General features: G+C 63.6%; 13 protein-coding genes. 5 read left to right on the forward strand and 8 right to left on the reverse strand.

What is annotated here, in order from left to right:
* Nucleotides 1–126: 126 nt before the first annotated feature.
* The 3 genes from NLM33_RS10400 to NLM33_RS10410 all read left to right on the forward strand — a co-directional run bounded on the left by NLM33_RS10400 (nt 127) and on the right by NLM33_RS10410 (nt 3,151).
* A complete protein-coding gene (locus NLM33_RS10400) occupies nt 127–912 on the forward strand; it encodes an SDR family NAD(P)-dependent oxidoreductase (protein WP_254095956.1) in 786 nt (261 codons plus the stop codon).
* Nucleotides 913–1,224: 312 nt separating this feature from the next.
* Nucleotides 1,225–2,403, forward strand: coding sequence for an acetylornithine deacetylase (argE, locus tag NLM33_RS10405; protein ID WP_254095957.1), 1,179 nt, complete (start codon nt 1,225–1,227; stop codon nt 2,401–2,403).
* Nucleotides 2,404–2,854: 451 nt separating this feature from the next.
* The gene (locus tag NLM33_RS10410) at nt 2,855–3,151 is read left to right on the forward strand and encodes a GIY-YIG nuclease family protein (RefSeq protein WP_254095958.1); all 297 of its coding nucleotides are present in this window, start codon (nt 2,855–2,857) and stop codon (nt 3,149–3,151) included.
* A gap of 114 nt (nt 3,152–3,265) precedes the next feature.
* Here the strand turns inward: NLM33_RS10410 and NLM33_RS10415 are convergent, their stop codons facing one another.
* On the reverse strand, nt 3,266–4,324 hold the full coding sequence (locus NLM33_RS10415; RefSeq protein ID WP_254095959.1) for a phosphotransferase family protein: 1,059 nt from the start codon (nt 4,322–4,324) through the stop codon (nt 3,266–3,268).
* A 98-nt stretch (nt 4,325–4,422) separates the two neighbouring features.
* On the reverse strand, nt 4,423–5,661 hold the full coding sequence (locus NLM33_RS10420) for an acyl-CoA dehydrogenase family protein (protein WP_254095960.1): 1,239 nt from the start codon (nt 5,659–5,661) through the stop codon (nt 4,423–4,425).
* Between the two features lie 323 nt (nt 5,662–5,984).
* Between NLM33_RS10420 and NLM33_RS10425 the strand changes: the two genes are divergently transcribed.
* Entirely contained in the window at nt 5,985–6,647 is a 663-nt protein-coding gene (locus NLM33_RS10425; protein ID WP_254095961.1) for a TetR/AcrR family transcriptional regulator, read from the forward strand.
* 7 nt (nt 6,648–6,654) lie between these two features.
* Here NLM33_RS10425 and NLM33_RS10430 read toward each other — a convergent pair whose 3' ends face one another.
* The 3 genes from NLM33_RS10430 to NLM33_RS10440 all read right to left on the reverse strand — a co-directional run bounded on the left by NLM33_RS10430 (nt 6,655) and on the right by NLM33_RS10440 (nt 10,011).
* On the reverse strand, nt 6,655–7,047 hold the full coding sequence (locus NLM33_RS10430) for a RidA family protein (protein WP_254095962.1): 393 nt from the start codon (nt 7,045–7,047) through the stop codon (nt 6,655–6,657).
* Between the two features lie 103 nt (nt 7,048–7,150).
* Nucleotides 7,151–7,366 (reverse strand): hypothetical protein, encoded by a 216-nt coding sequence (locus tag NLM33_RS10435; protein WP_254095963.1) that lies wholly within the window; start codon nt 7,364–7,366, stop codon nt 7,151–7,153.
* 176 nt (nt 7,367–7,542) lie between these two features.
* The gene (locus NLM33_RS10440; protein ID WP_254095964.1) at nt 7,543–10,011 is read right to left on the reverse strand and encodes an autotransporter domain-containing protein; all 2,469 of its coding nucleotides are present in this window, start codon (nt 10,009–10,011) and stop codon (nt 7,543–7,545) included.
* 58 nt (nt 10,012–10,069) lie between these two features.
* Between NLM33_RS10440 and NLM33_RS10445 the strand changes: the two genes are divergently transcribed.
* Nucleotides 10,070–10,417: a hypothetical protein gene (locus NLM33_RS10445; RefSeq protein ID WP_254095965.1), complete on the forward strand. Its 348-nt coding sequence runs from the start codon at nt 10,070–10,072 to the stop codon at nt 10,415–10,417.
* Between the two features lie 9 nt (nt 10,418–10,426).
* On the opposite strand, the gene NLM33_RS10450 is transcribed toward NLM33_RS10445, so the two are convergent.
* The 3 genes from NLM33_RS10450 to NLM33_RS10460 all read right to left on the reverse strand — a co-directional run bounded on the left by NLM33_RS10450 (nt 10,427) and on the right by NLM33_RS10460 (nt 13,895).
* Nucleotides 10,427–11,305 carry a 3-keto-5-aminohexanoate cleavage protein gene (locus NLM33_RS10450; RefSeq protein WP_254095966.1) on the reverse strand — a complete coding sequence of 293 codons (879 nt, stop codon included), beginning with the start codon at nt 11,303–11,305 and terminating at the stop codon, nt 10,427–10,429.
* Between the two features lie 13 nt (nt 11,306–11,318).
* Nucleotides 11,319–12,548 carry a CaiB/BaiF CoA-transferase family protein gene (locus tag NLM33_RS10455; RefSeq protein ID WP_254095967.1) on the reverse strand — a complete coding sequence of 410 codons (1,230 nt, stop codon included), beginning with the start codon at nt 12,546–12,548 and terminating at the stop codon, nt 11,319–11,321.
* A 141-nt stretch (nt 12,549–12,689) separates the two neighbouring features.
* A complete protein-coding gene (locus NLM33_RS10460) occupies nt 12,690–13,895 on the reverse strand; it encodes an MFS transporter (RefSeq protein ID WP_254095968.1) in 1,206 nt (401 codons plus the stop codon).
* Between the last annotated feature and the right edge of the window lie 35 nt (nt 13,896–13,930).

Raw genomic sequence — 13,930 nt, forward strand, 5'->3', positions numbered from 1 at the left:
TTTCATCCCGTTCGATGTCGCTGTACGTGAGTAACGAACGTGTCTCAAGACACTTTGCCGTTTGAAATTCTGTTTGAAATTCCGTCGCGCGGCAAGCGCCGCGCGTGAACATGAGGAGAGAAGCGCATGGGCCGACTGCAAGGCAAATCCGTCATCATCACCGGCGCGGGCAGCGGCATCGGCCGCGCCGCCTCGCTGCTGTTCACGAAAGAAGGCGCAAGACTGATCGCGGTCGATCGCACCGAAGCCGTGAAGGAGACGGTCGAGGAGATCAAGCGCGCCGGCGGCACTGCAGAGGCCATGATGGCTGACGCGGGCTCCGAGAAGGACGTCATGGCCGTCATCGACAAGGCGGTGAAGACGCATGGCCGGCTCGACGTGATCTGGGCCAATGCCGGCGTCTCCGGCGGGCTCGTGCCGCTCGCCGAGCAGACGGTCGAGCATTGGCAGGAGGTGTTGCGCGTCAACCTGATCGGCCCCTTCCTCGCGGTGAAGTACGCGATGCCGCACATGGTGCAGCAGCAATCGGGCGCGATCGTGCTGACGGCGTCGGTCGCGGGCCTCAAGGCCGGTGCCAGCGGTCATCCCTACGCCGCGAGCAAGGCCGGCGTGATCAGCCTGGTGCAGACCACGGCCTATTCGCTCTCCGGCACCGGCGTGCGCATCAACGCGGTCTGCCCCGGGCTGATCGAAACCGGCATGACGAAGCCGATCTTCGATCGCGCCAAGGAGCGCGGCACCGCCGACAAGATCGGCCAGCTCAATCCGCTCAAGCGCCCCGGCCAGCCGCACGAGCTCGCGGCGATGGGCTTGTTCCTGGCGAGCGACGAGGCGTCGTACGTCAATGGCCAGGCGTTTCCGGTCGACGGCGGCCTCACCGCCTCGATGCCGTACGCCGGCAAGCCGGTTTAGGTTCACGACGCTTCGCGTTCCCTTTCCGTCATGGCCGGGCTTGTCCCGGCCACACACTCCACTGTCGTCCTGGCGAACGCCAGGACGCCCCCGGGGCTGATATCGCGTTTCAAGATGCACGCGCCCTTCGATGGGACAAAAGCCCAAAAGTGATTTACCCGACGGCACAGGCGAGTTCTTTTTTCGAAGAACAACCCCATGCACAGTAGGATTGCGCCAGCTGGGGCGGGCTGATTTGCCCGACGGGCGCCGCTGTTGGTATGGTTCGTGCACGCGGCCGAGCCGCCACCCTCCCTTCCCAAGAACCCGACAATGCCAAGCCAAAGACCCGACCGTATTCTCAAACTGCTCGCCGACCTCGTTGCCTTCGATACCGTCAGCGATCGCTCCAACCTTGCCCTGATCGCCTATATCGAGAGCTATCTCGCCTCGCACGGCATCAGTGGACAGCGGATCGTCGACGAGACCAGGCAGAAGGCCTCGCTCTGGGTCACCATCGGCCCGAACGACCGTCCCGGCTTCGTGCTGTCGGGGCATACCGACGTCGTGCCAGTCGTGGGCCAGACATGGACCCACGATCCGTTCAAGCTGATCGAGCGCGACGGCCGCCTTTACGGACGCGGCACCACCGACATGAAGGGTTTTGTGGCGGTCTGCCTCGCCATGGTTCCGGAAATGACCGAGGCTGCCCTGAAGACCCCAATTCACCTTGCGATCTCCTATGATGAGGAGATCGGCTGCGTTGGCGTGCGGCCCATGCTGCGCGAGGTCGCCAAGAAGCAGGTCAAGCCACTCGGCTGCTTCGTCGGCGAGCCGACCGAGATGAAGGTCATCATCGGTCACAAGGGCAAGCATGGCGTGCGCGCGACCTTCAAGGGTCTCGCCCGCCACTCCTCGATCGCGCCCGATGGCGTCAACGCGATCGAATATGCAGCCGAGCTGATCACCGAGATCCGCCGCCGCGCCGTTCAGCTTGCGGCACAGAGATCACAGGACAGCCTCTACGATGTCCCGCACTCCACCCTGCTGACCAGCATCGTGCATGGCGGCGCCGCACTCAACATCGTGCCGGATACCTGCACCGTCGAGTTCGAATGCCGCGGCATCGGCATCACCGAGTCGAGAGAAGTGACGGATGCGATTGTCGCCTGGGCCAAGGCCGAGATCGAGCCCGCGATGAAGAAGCGCCACCCCGATTGCGGCATCGATTTCGAGGAGATCCTCGACTATCCCGCCCTCGATACTCAAGCCGACAACGCGATCGTCACGCTCGCCAAGAAGCTCGCCGGCCGCAACGACCACGCCAAGGTCGCCTTCGGCACAGAAGCGAGCCTGTTTGCCAGCATGGCCGATATCGCCTCGGTGGTGATCGGTCCCGGCGCGATCGCGCAGGCACACACGCCGGACGAGTTCGTGGAGATGTCGGAGCTTGAGAAGTGCGGGGATTTCGTCGAGAAGCTGATCGCGCATTGCGCGGCGACGACGACGTAATTTCGATTGCAGTCGTACGGTGGGCAGAGCGAAGCGTGCCCACCACTTGTGCGTCCGCAGAAAGCGGTGGGCACGGCGCTCACGCGCCTCTGCCCACCCTACGCGCCAGGCCGACTCGGGAAATGGGAATTTGAAGACTACAATTCCAAGCATTGAATTCCTTGGCCACATGACTGGGTCCCGGCTCTGCGGCGCACCACTTCGTGCTGCGCCGCGTCCGGGACACGAGAGTGCGGCCGACAGCGTCCGCGTCAGCCCAGCCGGCTACTTCCCTCGAGCACGGCGGATTAGGTTTCGCTAATCCGCCTACGAGGACGAATTGTAGAAGCCGCGTACCTAGTCTCGTGTCACGAAGTGACGCGCCGCAGAGCCGGGACCCGGAGGCGCTTGGCCACGCCGCCCAAATATGCAATTTTAAGTCGCAGCGCTATGAGGCGTCGATTGCACGAACATGTCCTTCTTCGTTTACATCCTGGCAAGCAAGAGAAACGGCACTCTCTACATTGGAGTGACGAACGACCTCGCTCGCCGGATCACCGAGCATAAGGCAAAGCTCGTACCCGGTTTCACGCGACGGTACGACGTAACGCTGCTGGTCTACTTCGAAACCTTCGAGTCCGTCCTCGAAGCCCGGACGCGCGAGCATTCGCTGAAGCGTTGGCGGCGCGCCTGGAAGCTCAAATTGATTGAGCAACTCAATCCGGATTGGCGTGATCTGACGGATGAGCTGAATTCGCTGGCGACGTGACTGGGTCCCGGCTCTGCGGAGCAGCACTTCGTGCTGCACCGCGTCCGGGACACGAGAGAATGGCAAAAAAAAGCGCGGCCTCTTCGGCCGCGCCTCGCATTCTCAAACGCAGTCCTACACCGCCCCCGCCTTCTGCGCGTACTCCCACGAGGCCTTCGACAAGGGGACGGTGCGCTTGGCGGATTCGAGCGCCTTGGCGTTGGCGGCGGTGCCGTCGCGGATCCGGCCGGCGATACCCTGCGTGATCCCTGCAAGGCGGAAGAGGTTGTAGGAGAAGTACCAGTTGAGATCCGGCACGCTCATCCCGGTCGCGTTGCAATAGATCTGCGCCGCCTCTTCCAGGCTCGGAATGTTCAGCGCCTTGATGTCCGCGCCTTCCAGGCCCGGCATGATCCACTGCATCAACAGATAGGTGAAGTCGGCCATGGGATCGCCGAGCGTCGACAGCTCCCAATCCAGCACGGCCTGCACGCGCGGTTCCGTCGCGTGGAAAATCATGTTGTCGAGCCGGTAGTCGCCATGGACGATCGAGACGCGCGCCTGTTCCGGCACGGTGCGCGGCAGCCATTCGGCGACCTTCTCGAACTCGGGAATGTGCTGGGTCTCGGATGCCCGGTACTGCTTGGTCCAGCGGTCGATCTGCCGCGCGAAATAATTGCCGGGCTTGCCGAAATCGCCAAGGCCGATCGCGGCGGGATCGAACATGTGCAGTTTCGCCAGCGTCTCGATCTTGCTGGTGAAGATTTGTCGGCGCGCCTCGCCCGTCTGGCTCGGCAGCGTCGGATCCCAGAACACCCGGCCCTCTTCCATCGACATGATGTAGAAGGCTGCCCCAATGATGCTGTCGTCCTGGCACAGCGCGTAGGCTTTCGCGACCGGAAAGCCCTGCTTTCCGAGCGCTGCGATCACGCGATATTCGCGATCGACCGCATGCGCCGACGGCAGCAATTTGCCGAACGGTTTTCGGCGCATCACGTAGGAACGGCCGGGCGTATCGAGCCGGTAAGTCGGGTTGGACTGGCCGCCCTTGAATTGCAGGACGACCAGCGGGCCTTGATAGCCTTCGACGTTCTCGCGCATCCAGTTCTCGAGCCGCAGCTCGTCGAAACGATGCCGCTCCTCGACGGGCTTGGTGCCCGAGAACTCCTCGTCTTTCCTGACGCCGTCAGCCACGATGACGCTCCCTCATCTTATTGTCCATCATTCCGGGGCTCGCACTGCGAGAACCCGGGATGACGGCGTAGAGAGCGCCACGTGCACTCTCCCCATTCTTAGTGCTTGGGAGAGTTTGCATACTTCCGGATTTCAAGTCTGGCAATGGCGCGGTTGTGCACCTCGTCCGGACCGTCGGCGAGGCGGAGCGTGCGGATGCCCGCATAGTCCTTGGCAAGACCGGCTTCATCCGAGACGCCGGCGCCGCCAAAGGCCTGGATCGCCTGGTCGATGATCTTCAGCGCCATGTTGGGGGCTGCGACCTTGATCATGGCGATCTCGAGCTGCGCGCTCTTGTTGCCGACCTTGTCCATCATGTCGGCGGCCTTGAGGCACAAGAGGCGGTTCATCTCGATATCGGTGCGAGCCTCGCCGATCCGCTGCTCCCACACCGAGTGCTCGATGATCTTCTTACCGAAGGCGGAACGCGACATCAGCCGCTTCACCATCTTCTCCAGCGCCTCCTCGGCCTTGCCGATGGTGCGCATGCAGTGATGGATGCGGCCGGGGCCGAGACGCCCCTGCGCGATCTCGAAGCCGCGGCCTTCGCCGAGCAGCAGATTCGAGGCGGGAACGCGGACGTTCTCCAGCAGAACCTGGGCATGACCATGCGGCGCATCGTCGAAGCCGAACACCGGCAGCATTTTCTCGACCTTGATGCCGGGGGTGTCGAGCGGCACCAGGATCTGCGACTGCTGCTGATGCTTGGCCGCGTTGATGTCGGTCTTTCCCATCAGGATGGCGATCTTGCAGCGGGGGTCGCCGACACCGGACGACCACCATTTGCGGCCGTTGATGACGTAATGATCACCGTCGCGCTCGATGCGGGTCTCGATGTTGGTGGCGTCGGACGAAGCCACCGCCGGCTCCGTCATCAGGAAGGCGGAGCGGATCTCGCCGTCCATCAGCGGGCGCAGCCATTTGCGCTTCTGCTCCTTGGTGCCGTAACGGAACAGCACTTCCATGTTGCCGGTGTCGGGCGCAGAGCAGTTGAACACTTCCGAGGCCCAGGAGATGTGGCCCATCTGCTCCGAGAGCAGCGCGTATTCGAGATTGGTCAATCCCGCGCCGTGGAATTCGTCGTCGTCATGCTCCTTGGACGGCGGCAGAAACATGTTCCAGAGGCCTTCGGCCTTGGCCTTCTTCTTCAGATCCTCCAGCACCGGAATGACCTTCCAGCGCTCGCCCGTGTGATCCTGCTGATTGTAGATGGGAACAGCGGGGCGCACGTGCTTGGTCATGAAGGACTGCACGCGTTCGAGCCATTCCTTCTGCTTGGGCGACATGTCGAAGTCCATGGGACGCTCCTCGTCTCTCTCTTTGAACAATCTTTTGTGCCGGACTGTCCTCCCGCCTCGCGCGGTCTGCAAGCCGCGACAGCGGGCTTGCGGGCCGCCTGTCGGAACCCGGCGTCGCAGTTGCGAACGGGTCCGGATTGCGGATTGACTTTTCCCGGCCTTCAAACGATAGTTTCATACAACTGTTTGAATTGCAACTGCCCACGCTCGGGTCACTCCGGGGCAGCCCGCAGGGTTGAACCCGGAATCTAGAAGTTGTGGCGTGAGATTTCCGGGTTCGACGCTCCGCGTCGCCCCGGAATGACGGAAAAAGGCTAGAAGCCATGGCCAGCGATCAGACCAGATCTGCCATTCTCGCCGCCGCCGAGCGGCTCTACGCGGACCGCGGCTTCGGCGACGTGACGCTGCGCGACATCGTCGCCGAGGCCAACGTCAACCTTGCAGCCGTGAACTACCATTTCGGCTCGAAGGACGAATTGATCGCCGAGTTGTTCGTGACGCGGAGCATCGCCCTCAATCGCGAGCGCCTTGCGGAACTCAAGGCGGCGGAAGAACAAGGCGGCGGCCGCGCCCCGATCGAAATGATCCTGCGCGCCCTGGTCGGCCCGACCCTGCACGGCTGCCTGGGGCCGGCAAACCAGCGCTCCACCGCGGCGCGCTTCATGATCCGCGCCTCCATTGAATCGGTGCCGCCGATCCGCCGCATCAAGAATCGCGAGATCGACCATTTGCGCAAGTTCGCCGCCGCGATGCGCCGCGCACTGCCCGACCGCGGCGATGAGGAGATCTATTGGGGCCTGCACTTCGCGCTGGCCATGGCGCACCACACCATCCGCGAGAGCGAGCGGCTGACCAAGCTGTCGGACGGCCGATGCGATCTCGACGACGTCGACGGCATCATCGAGCGCGTGGTCGGGATGGCGATGATGGGACTGACCGCCGGCAAGGCGGAGAGCAAGACCCCGGCGAAAGTCGCCGCGCGGTAGAGGCGCCCTACATCATTGCGATGCAATCGATCTCGACATCGAACGGGGCGAACCATTCGGGCGTGCAGACGAAGATCCGCGCCGGCGGATCGCTGGGGAAGTAGCGCGCATAGACCGCGTTAAAAGCGGCGAAGTGCTTGGTCGAGGTGCAATAGACGTTGCACTTCATGACATTGTCGAGGCCGGCGCCGGCGGTCTCCAGGCACAGCTTCATCTGCTCCATGATGATCTCGCTCTGCCGCTCGATCGGGACGGATGCGATCTCGCCGGTATCAGGGTCGAATGGCGGCAGGCCGGCGACGAAGATCATGTTGCCGGCGCGCGTCACCGGCGACGTCGGCGCCTTCCAGCGGTCGAGAAAGGTCGAGATCGGCTCGACGCGCAGCGCTTCGCGTTTCATGGGCAGACACCTTCGCTTGTAAACGTAACGGCAGCAGCCTACATCATCTCAAGGCCACGACGTTTCGCTTAAGATCGAAGTGTGTACGCGAGGGTTCCGTCGGCTACATCCGCTGCGGCATCTCCTCGGCCTCTTCCTTCGCCAGCAAGAGCAGCATCTCGATGCCCATCTCGCCTTCCTGCGGCGAGCGGATGAACTTGATTTCGTCGGCGGTCTTTTGCAGTTCCGCGACGATCGCCACGGCCTGGTTGGCCGTCGCCGCCTCGGTCGCCAGAACTGCCTTCTGGTTCTTCGCTTGATAACCGATCGTGTAGGACATTCGATTCCTCCCTGCCGAACACCAGTTCGTCAGATGAAGAGATCGAATACGAGTCCGGATTGCGACGAAAGCCGGGGCAACTACGGATCATCTGTGGACAAGGGAACGCTGGCCCTCTCCAACCCGCCGTCGCTCACCAGTTTCATCCGAAAGGTTCCCGTGAGTGCCAGGGCTCTTCAGGTTGGAGGCTGCACGGGCGACGAGTTCCGGTTTTCGCCTATGGCTCTTGTGCCAGCACAGGGCTCGCGCTCATCTTCTTTGAGGAGGCGCACGATCTCGGCGAGATAATATCTTCGCCAGCCCTTCTGGAGGTCTGTCAGCGCTTCAAGATCACGGTCTGTGAGGGCGAGCATGCAGACCCTTGCGCAAAAGCGTTCGTCCAGCACGTCTACAGATGCCGCAACCGGCCACCCCGCCGACGGCGCAATGCAAGGCCCCGTCGTCTTGACACAGGAGCTGGGGCGTTCGTGCACCCAGGCCACGTTTGCGAACGGCATCCACATCATGCCGTTGCCGACGTTGAAGCGGCCGTCGAACTTGGTGCCGAGGAAAACCGGCAGCGAGGACACGTTGTGCGACGCGTAGCTCAAGCCCAGCACGCCCGTTCCGGTCCCGGCCGTGCTGGTTTCGGTATAGGCCGCCTGCCACAACCGCGCGGCCTGCACGGCTGCGAACGGCGTCACCGACACCCGGCTGAAATCATAGATCCGGCCGATCTCGAGCCGTCCGCCGAGTTGGTCGCTACCGAACGATCCCTTGGCGATCTCGTCCGCGCCGATGCCGGTGATGGTGCGGGTCGTGGAGTTGTTGAAATGGCTATAGGCGAGCTGCGCTGAGACGTAGGTCGCGCCAAAACGCTGCATCGCGTAGGCGCCGACATGGGCACCGTCGAGCTTACCCGACGTGGCGCGATCGTCGACGTTGAACGTCGCGCTGGAGCCGCCGACGGCGATGCCGACCAGAAGGTCGGGACCGAAGAGATGATCGACGCCAGCCGCACCGCCCGTGATGCGATCGCTGAAGCCCGCGATACCAGCCGTTGCGTCGCCGGTGAGCGACTGGCCGGCGCCGAAGCCGGACGCCCAGACATTCCATTGCGGTTGCGCAAGCGGCGGTGCCTTCAGCGCGTTGAAGGCCGAGGTGACCGGCCGTTCCGCGGCGTAGCCGAGCGCGCCCGCGCCCGCGACGTCGCCGCGGTGGCCCGTGCGCCACGCGTCCATCTGGCCGTCCATGGACTGGCCGAACAGGGAGCCGGCGGCAAAGGCGGTGTTTTGCGTGCCGCTGGTGCCCTCGCCTGAGAGCTGGTCGAGCACGCGCAACGAGCCGGCCACCAGAAGCTGCGAATAGAACGTCGCAGCCGCGCCCGTGAGCGACGGCGAATAGCCGGCTTCGAGCGCGTTGCCGACCGCGCGCTGGTTCGCGGTCTCGCCCGCGATTGCGCCGAAGGCCTGGCGGGTCAGGGTCAGGTGGACGGAGGCGGCGCTATAGGTCGCGGCTGCGGTGAAGAAGACCGACGACGAGGTGACGCTGGCAAACTGGCCAGTGACCGAGGTAATGGTCTGGACCACGTCGGTGTAGGTGGTCGACGACTGATAGAGCCCCGGCTGGAGCACCGCCCGCAAGGTGCCGTCGAGCTTGACCTGGCCGTCGGTCAAGAGCCCGTCACGAAGGCCTGCACTGTCGACACGCAGCGCCAGCGTGCCCTGCGCGGTCTGGGTAAACGTGCCGCCGATGTAGAAGATGGCCGGTATGAGCGGCGTTGCCGGGTCGCTGATCGTGATCAACCCGGAATTGGTCAGGCTGACGCCACCACCACCCAAGAGAAAAATCTGTCCGTCCAGCGTGCCGTTATTGGTGACGGTGGTGCCGGTCGTGCCCAAGGAGAGCAGCGAAAAGCCGTTCCGACCGCCTATGATCGTACCGTTGTTGGTGATGATATCGTTGATGCCTTCAATATCCACCGCAGTTCCGTTCGTGCCGGGCGCATAGATCGTGCCATTGTTCGTCACCGTGGTGCCAATGTTCCAGACGGTGACGCCGAGTCCATCCTTGCCGAGGGCGGTGATGGTGCCCTTGTTGATAAGCGTGTCGTCGGTCTGCGTGGCGACGCCCGTCGCGTTGAAGCCGGTGTTGCTGCCTACCGTGATGACACCCGAATTCCGGATGATGTCACCGCCGTTCGTGACAATACCGTATGATCCCACTCCGGTGAGCGTGATGGTGCCGGAATTGGTGATCGTATTGCCACTACCGGCGTCCCCGACACCGGTGGCGCCTTGCGCCGTCGCATTGATCGTCCCCGTATTGGAGAGAGCGTTGTTATTTCCGAGCGCGAACATGGCGGTAGAACCGGCACCCACCGTGATCGTACCGGTGTTGGTAAAGTTGTTGTTGTCCAAACCCTGCATACCGAGACTGCTGTTGCCAACGGCGATCGTGCCATTGTTGATCGCAGTGTTGCCGCTGCCGAGATTGAGCGCGATCTGGCTCGCGCCGACGGTGATCGAGGCATTCGGCTGAACCGTGACCGTCAGATTGTTTTCGGCACCCGTGCCGAACCCGGTGCTGCTCGCGCCGTCACAGGTGACGGTGCTGCCGGACTGCACACAGGCGGCGACCGCCTGACTTGCGGGGATCGCGACCATTGCAGCTGCTGACAACAAGAACGAAGAGGCCAGCGTTAGGGCGCGCCCGGATCGCGCTTTGGCGGCGAATGCCGGCAGTTGCCCAGACTTAATCCGCGCCGCGCCACTTCTCGATTTCATCAATTTCCCCCAGTTCTCTGCCGCCGAAGCGATTGTCTCGATCGTCGCCCATACCGATCGTCATCAGAACCTCACCGCAAACGTGCCCTTGACGCTCGAATCTGGTGATTGGCGTTCTGCTGGAACGATAGTCGGAGGCTCGCGCGAGGGCTTGGACCCGCCTGACTTCGACTGGGCCTATATGCTACACATCGCCCGGTTCGCGGCGCGTGTTGCCGTCCGACAACACGGTGGGGGGCAGTCAGGGCACGAAGCCGTTGCGCTGTGGCGCGAGCAGCGGGGCTGACGGCGGGCGTCAGGCAAGCCCGAGCATGGCGCGCGCGTCATCCGAGCTCGCGACTGTGGCACCGAGGCTCTTCACGATCGCGGCGGCATGCGCGACCAGCTCGGCATTGGTCTTCGCCAGCACACCCTTGGACATATAGAGATTGTCCTCCATGCCGACGCGAACATGGCCGCCGAGCAGATAGGCCTGTGCGACCATCGGGAATTCGGCGCGGCCGATGCCGAAGCCGGACCAGATCGCACCCGGCGGCAAGAGGCTGCGCGCATAGAACATGGTCTCTGATGTCGCGGAGAAGCCGTATTTCACGCCGAGCACAAGGGAGAACAGGCCCGGCCCCTTCAGCGTACCGTCGGCAAGGAGATCGCGCGCGAGGTGGCAGTCGCCGGAATCGAACAGCTCGATCTCCGGCAGCACACCGGCCGCCTTCATGTGCTCCGCCATGATGCGGACGTTGCGCGGGGTGTTGATCACGACCTCGCCGCCGGAGTTCATGGTGTTGAGGTCGAGCGTGCAGATGTCGGGCTTGAGCAGCTCGATATGCTCGACGCGCTTCTCCGGCTGCAGCAGTGTCGTGCCGGGACCGGCGACGCGAGGGTCGTCATGCGAGGGTACGAAGCGTCCGCCCGGCCCGGTCGTGAGATTGATGACCAGGCTGTTGTTGCCGGCGCGGATGCGCTCGACGACGTCACGATAGAGATCGATCGACATCGACGGACGCCCGGTCGCGGGATCACGCACGTGGATGTGGACGATGGCCGCGCCGGCTTCGGCCGCTTCGAGCGCAGATGTCGCGATCTGCTCGGGCGTGATCGGCAGATACGGCGACTGCTCGGGTTTCGTCAGGTTGCCGGTGATCGCGCAGGTGATGATGGTCTTGCCGGTGGACATGAAAATATCGCCCCTAGATCACGCCCTGCTTCTTCAACGCCTCGATCTTCTCCGCATCATAGCCGAGCTGTCCGCCGAGCACCTCCTGCGTGTGCTCCCCTAACAGCGGCGGCGCGCGATAGTCCGTCACCGGGGTCTCCGAGAACGTCAGCGCATTGCGGATCAGCGACAGTTCGGGCTCGAACTTGTGGTTGACCTTCACCCGCATGCCGCGCGACTGGACGTGCGGATCGCTAAATACCTGCTCGAAATCGTTGATCGGACCTGACGGCACGCCGGCCTCCTCCAACTTGTCCAGCCAGTAGGCCACCGGCTTCTTCAGGAACAGACCAGCGAAGATCGCCATGATCTCCTTGCCGTGCACGACGCGGTCGTTGTTCTTGATGAAGCGCTTGTCGCTCGCGAGCTCGGGCTCGCCGAGCACGGCGCAGGTCCGCTGGAACTGACCGTCATTGCCGACCACCAGCATCAGTTCGCCGTCGGTACAGCGGAACACGCCGGCCGGCATGCCACCATTGCCCCAGGTGCCGCGGCGCGGCGGTGTCTTGCCGTTGACGAGGTAGATCTGCAGCCAGTGCGACAACGATGCGATGACGGTATCGAACAGGCAGACGTCGATGTGCTGCCCCTCCCCGCCATTGGCGTCGCGATGGTAGAGCGCCGAGAGAATCCCGATCGAGGTGTTCATGCCGGTCATGTAGTCGACGATCGACGGGCCGACCTTCATCGGGCCCTCGCCAGGCTCGCCGTCGATATGGCCGGTGACGCTCATCAGGCCGCCCATAGCCTGCAGGATCGCATCATAGCCGGCGCGCGGCGCGTAAGGGCCGGTCTGGCCGAAGCCGGTCACCGAGCAATAGATGATGCCGGGGTTGATCGCCTTGATCGTCTCGTAGTCGAGCCCATAGCGCTTGAGATCGCCGACCTTGTAGTTCTCCATGAAGACGTCGACATCCTTGGCAAGCTGCCGGATGATCGCCTGCCCTTCGGGCTTGGCGATGTTGACGGTGACAGACTTCTTGTTGCGGTTGGCGCAGAGGTAGAACGAGTTGTTGTTGTTCTGCTTGCCGTCGGGGTCAGCGAGGTAAGGCGGGCCGAAGGCGCGCGCGTCGTCGCCCGTGCCCGGCCGCTCGATCTTGATCACCTCCGCACCGAGATCGCCGAGCATCTGGGCCGATAAGGGCCCGGCGAGCACGCGCGTGAGGTCAAGGATCTTGATGCCTGAGAGCGGCAAGGCCGACATAAGGTTTCCTCCGGGAACTGGCGTTGGCGCGGCGGCCAAGGCCGGGCCGCGCTCCCTGCGGATACACTATTTTGGACCTGCGAGCCTTGCACTGGCGGCATGCCGCTATCCGCCAGCCGCCCGTAAGCTCGTCCTACGACATCACACTGCGGCAGCCGTCGCGGCCCGCGGCCGGCGGCGGCCAAGGGCAATCAGGATCAGCACCGTGGCGCATGAGCAGATCATGGTCAGGCCGAGCAGGCCGCGGCTGCCGAAATGGACCAGCAGGGCTGCGAGAACCGGCGGCGACACGGCTGCGGCGAGATTGACCGGCAGGGCGATCACCGACATCGCCTTGGCGAATTCGGTCTGATCGTAGAACACGAGCGGAATCGTCGCCCGCGCCACCGCCATCGCGCCGCTGCCGAGGCCATAGAGCAGGATGAAAAGCGCAACGACCCAATATGCGCCGTTGCCCGCCATCAGGAGCAGCATGGCAAGCGGCAGCGCGGTGCCCGCGACCAGCCCGGTCGTGATCCCGTCCCAGCGTCCGCCGCCGAGGAAATCGATGCCGCGCGCGCTGACCTGGATCACGCCCAGCATTGAGCCGAAGCCGACGGCCTCCGCCGGCGACAACCCCTCGGCCCTCAGGAGCTCGATGAAGACGGCGCCCAAGCCGAAGTTCACGAAGGCATTGAGCGCAACCGCTGATACCACGAGGTGGAAGGTGCTCCTGGGAACTGGAGAAGCCGGCACGTCCCGTACCTTGGTGGGGGCCTCCTCACTCGCCTTGCGCCGGCGCGGTGCACCGAAGGCCAGGAGCGGCAGGCTGACGACGATCATCATGGCCGCATAGATCAGACACGTTCCGCGCCAGCCGGCGAGGCCGCTCAGGAACGACGTCGTCGGCCAGAAGATGCTGCCCGAAAGACCCGTCACCAACATCAATGCGCCGATCGCGTTCTTGGCGCGTGGGCCGGCAACCTCGTTCAGCATGATGTAGGCGCCGGTCGAGAGCGTGGCGCTGCCGGCCACACCGAGGACGATCCAGGCCGCGAAATAATGGATCGGTTCGTGCGCATAGGACAGGAACACAAAGCCCGGCGCGGTCACGACCGTGCCCACCATCATCACACGACGCGCGCCATGCCGCGTGAAGGATTTTGCGAGCCAGGGCGCGCACAGCCCCATGGCGACGTACAGAACCGACGTTCCCGCGAAGACCGCCGGAAGGCTCATATTGAGATCGGCTGCAAGATCGCGGCCGACGATGGCGGGAAGCCCGATCGTCCCCCATCCGACGAGTTGGGTGACGGCGAGCACCGCCATGACGCCAATCAGCTTCGTATCAAATTTCAAGCGACGCATTCCGCCCCAGGGCCGGATCCGACCGATCCGGTCAT

This window comes from Bradyrhizobium sp. CCGUVB1N3 (assembly GCF_024199925.1).
Lineage (GTDB): Bacteria > Pseudomonadota > Alphaproteobacteria > Rhizobiales > Xanthobacteraceae > Bradyrhizobium.

Bases quoted from the DNA above. Each gene is read 5' to 3' on its own strand.
- NLM33_RS10400 (WP_254095956.1), top strand. From the start codon at position 127: ATGGGCCGACTGCAAGGCAAATCCGTCATCATCACCGGCGCGGGCAGC.
- argE (WP_254095957.1), top strand. From the start codon at position 1,225: ATGCCAAGCCAAAGACCCGACCGTATTCTCAAACTGCTCGCCGACCTC.
- NLM33_RS10410 (WP_254095958.1), top strand. From the start codon at position 2,855: ATGTCCTTCTTCGTTTACATCCTGGCAAGCAAGAGAAACGGCACTCTC.
- NLM33_RS10420 (WP_254095960.1), bottom strand. From the start codon at position 5,661: ATGGACTTCGACATGTCGCCCAAGCAGAAGGAATGGCTCGAACGCGTG.
- NLM33_RS10425 (WP_254095961.1), top strand. From the start codon at position 5,985: ATGGCCAGCGATCAGACCAGATCTGCCATTCTCGCCGCCGCCGAGCGG.
- NLM33_RS10430 (WP_254095962.1), bottom strand. From the start codon at position 7,047: ATGAAACGCGAAGCGCTGCGCGTCGAGCCGATCTCGACCTTTCTCGAC.
- NLM33_RS10435 (WP_254095963.1), bottom strand. From the start codon at position 7,366: ATGTCCTACACGATCGGTTATCAAGCGAAGAACCAGAAGGCAGTTCTG.
- NLM33_RS10440 (WP_254095964.1), bottom strand. From the start codon at position 10,011: ATGGTCGCGATCCCCGCAAGTCAGGCGGTCGCCGCCTGTGTGCAGTCC.
- NLM33_RS10450 (WP_254095966.1), bottom strand. From the start codon at position 11,305: ATGTCCACCGGCAAGACCATCATCACCTGCGCGATCACCGGCAACCTG.
- NLM33_RS10455 (WP_254095967.1), bottom strand. From the start codon at position 12,548: ATGTCGGCCTTGCCGCTCTCAGGCATCAAGATCCTTGACCTCACGCGC.
- NLM33_RS10460 (WP_254095968.1), bottom strand. From the start codon at position 13,895: ATGCGTCGCTTGAAATTTGATACGAAGCTGATTGGCGTCATGGCGGTG.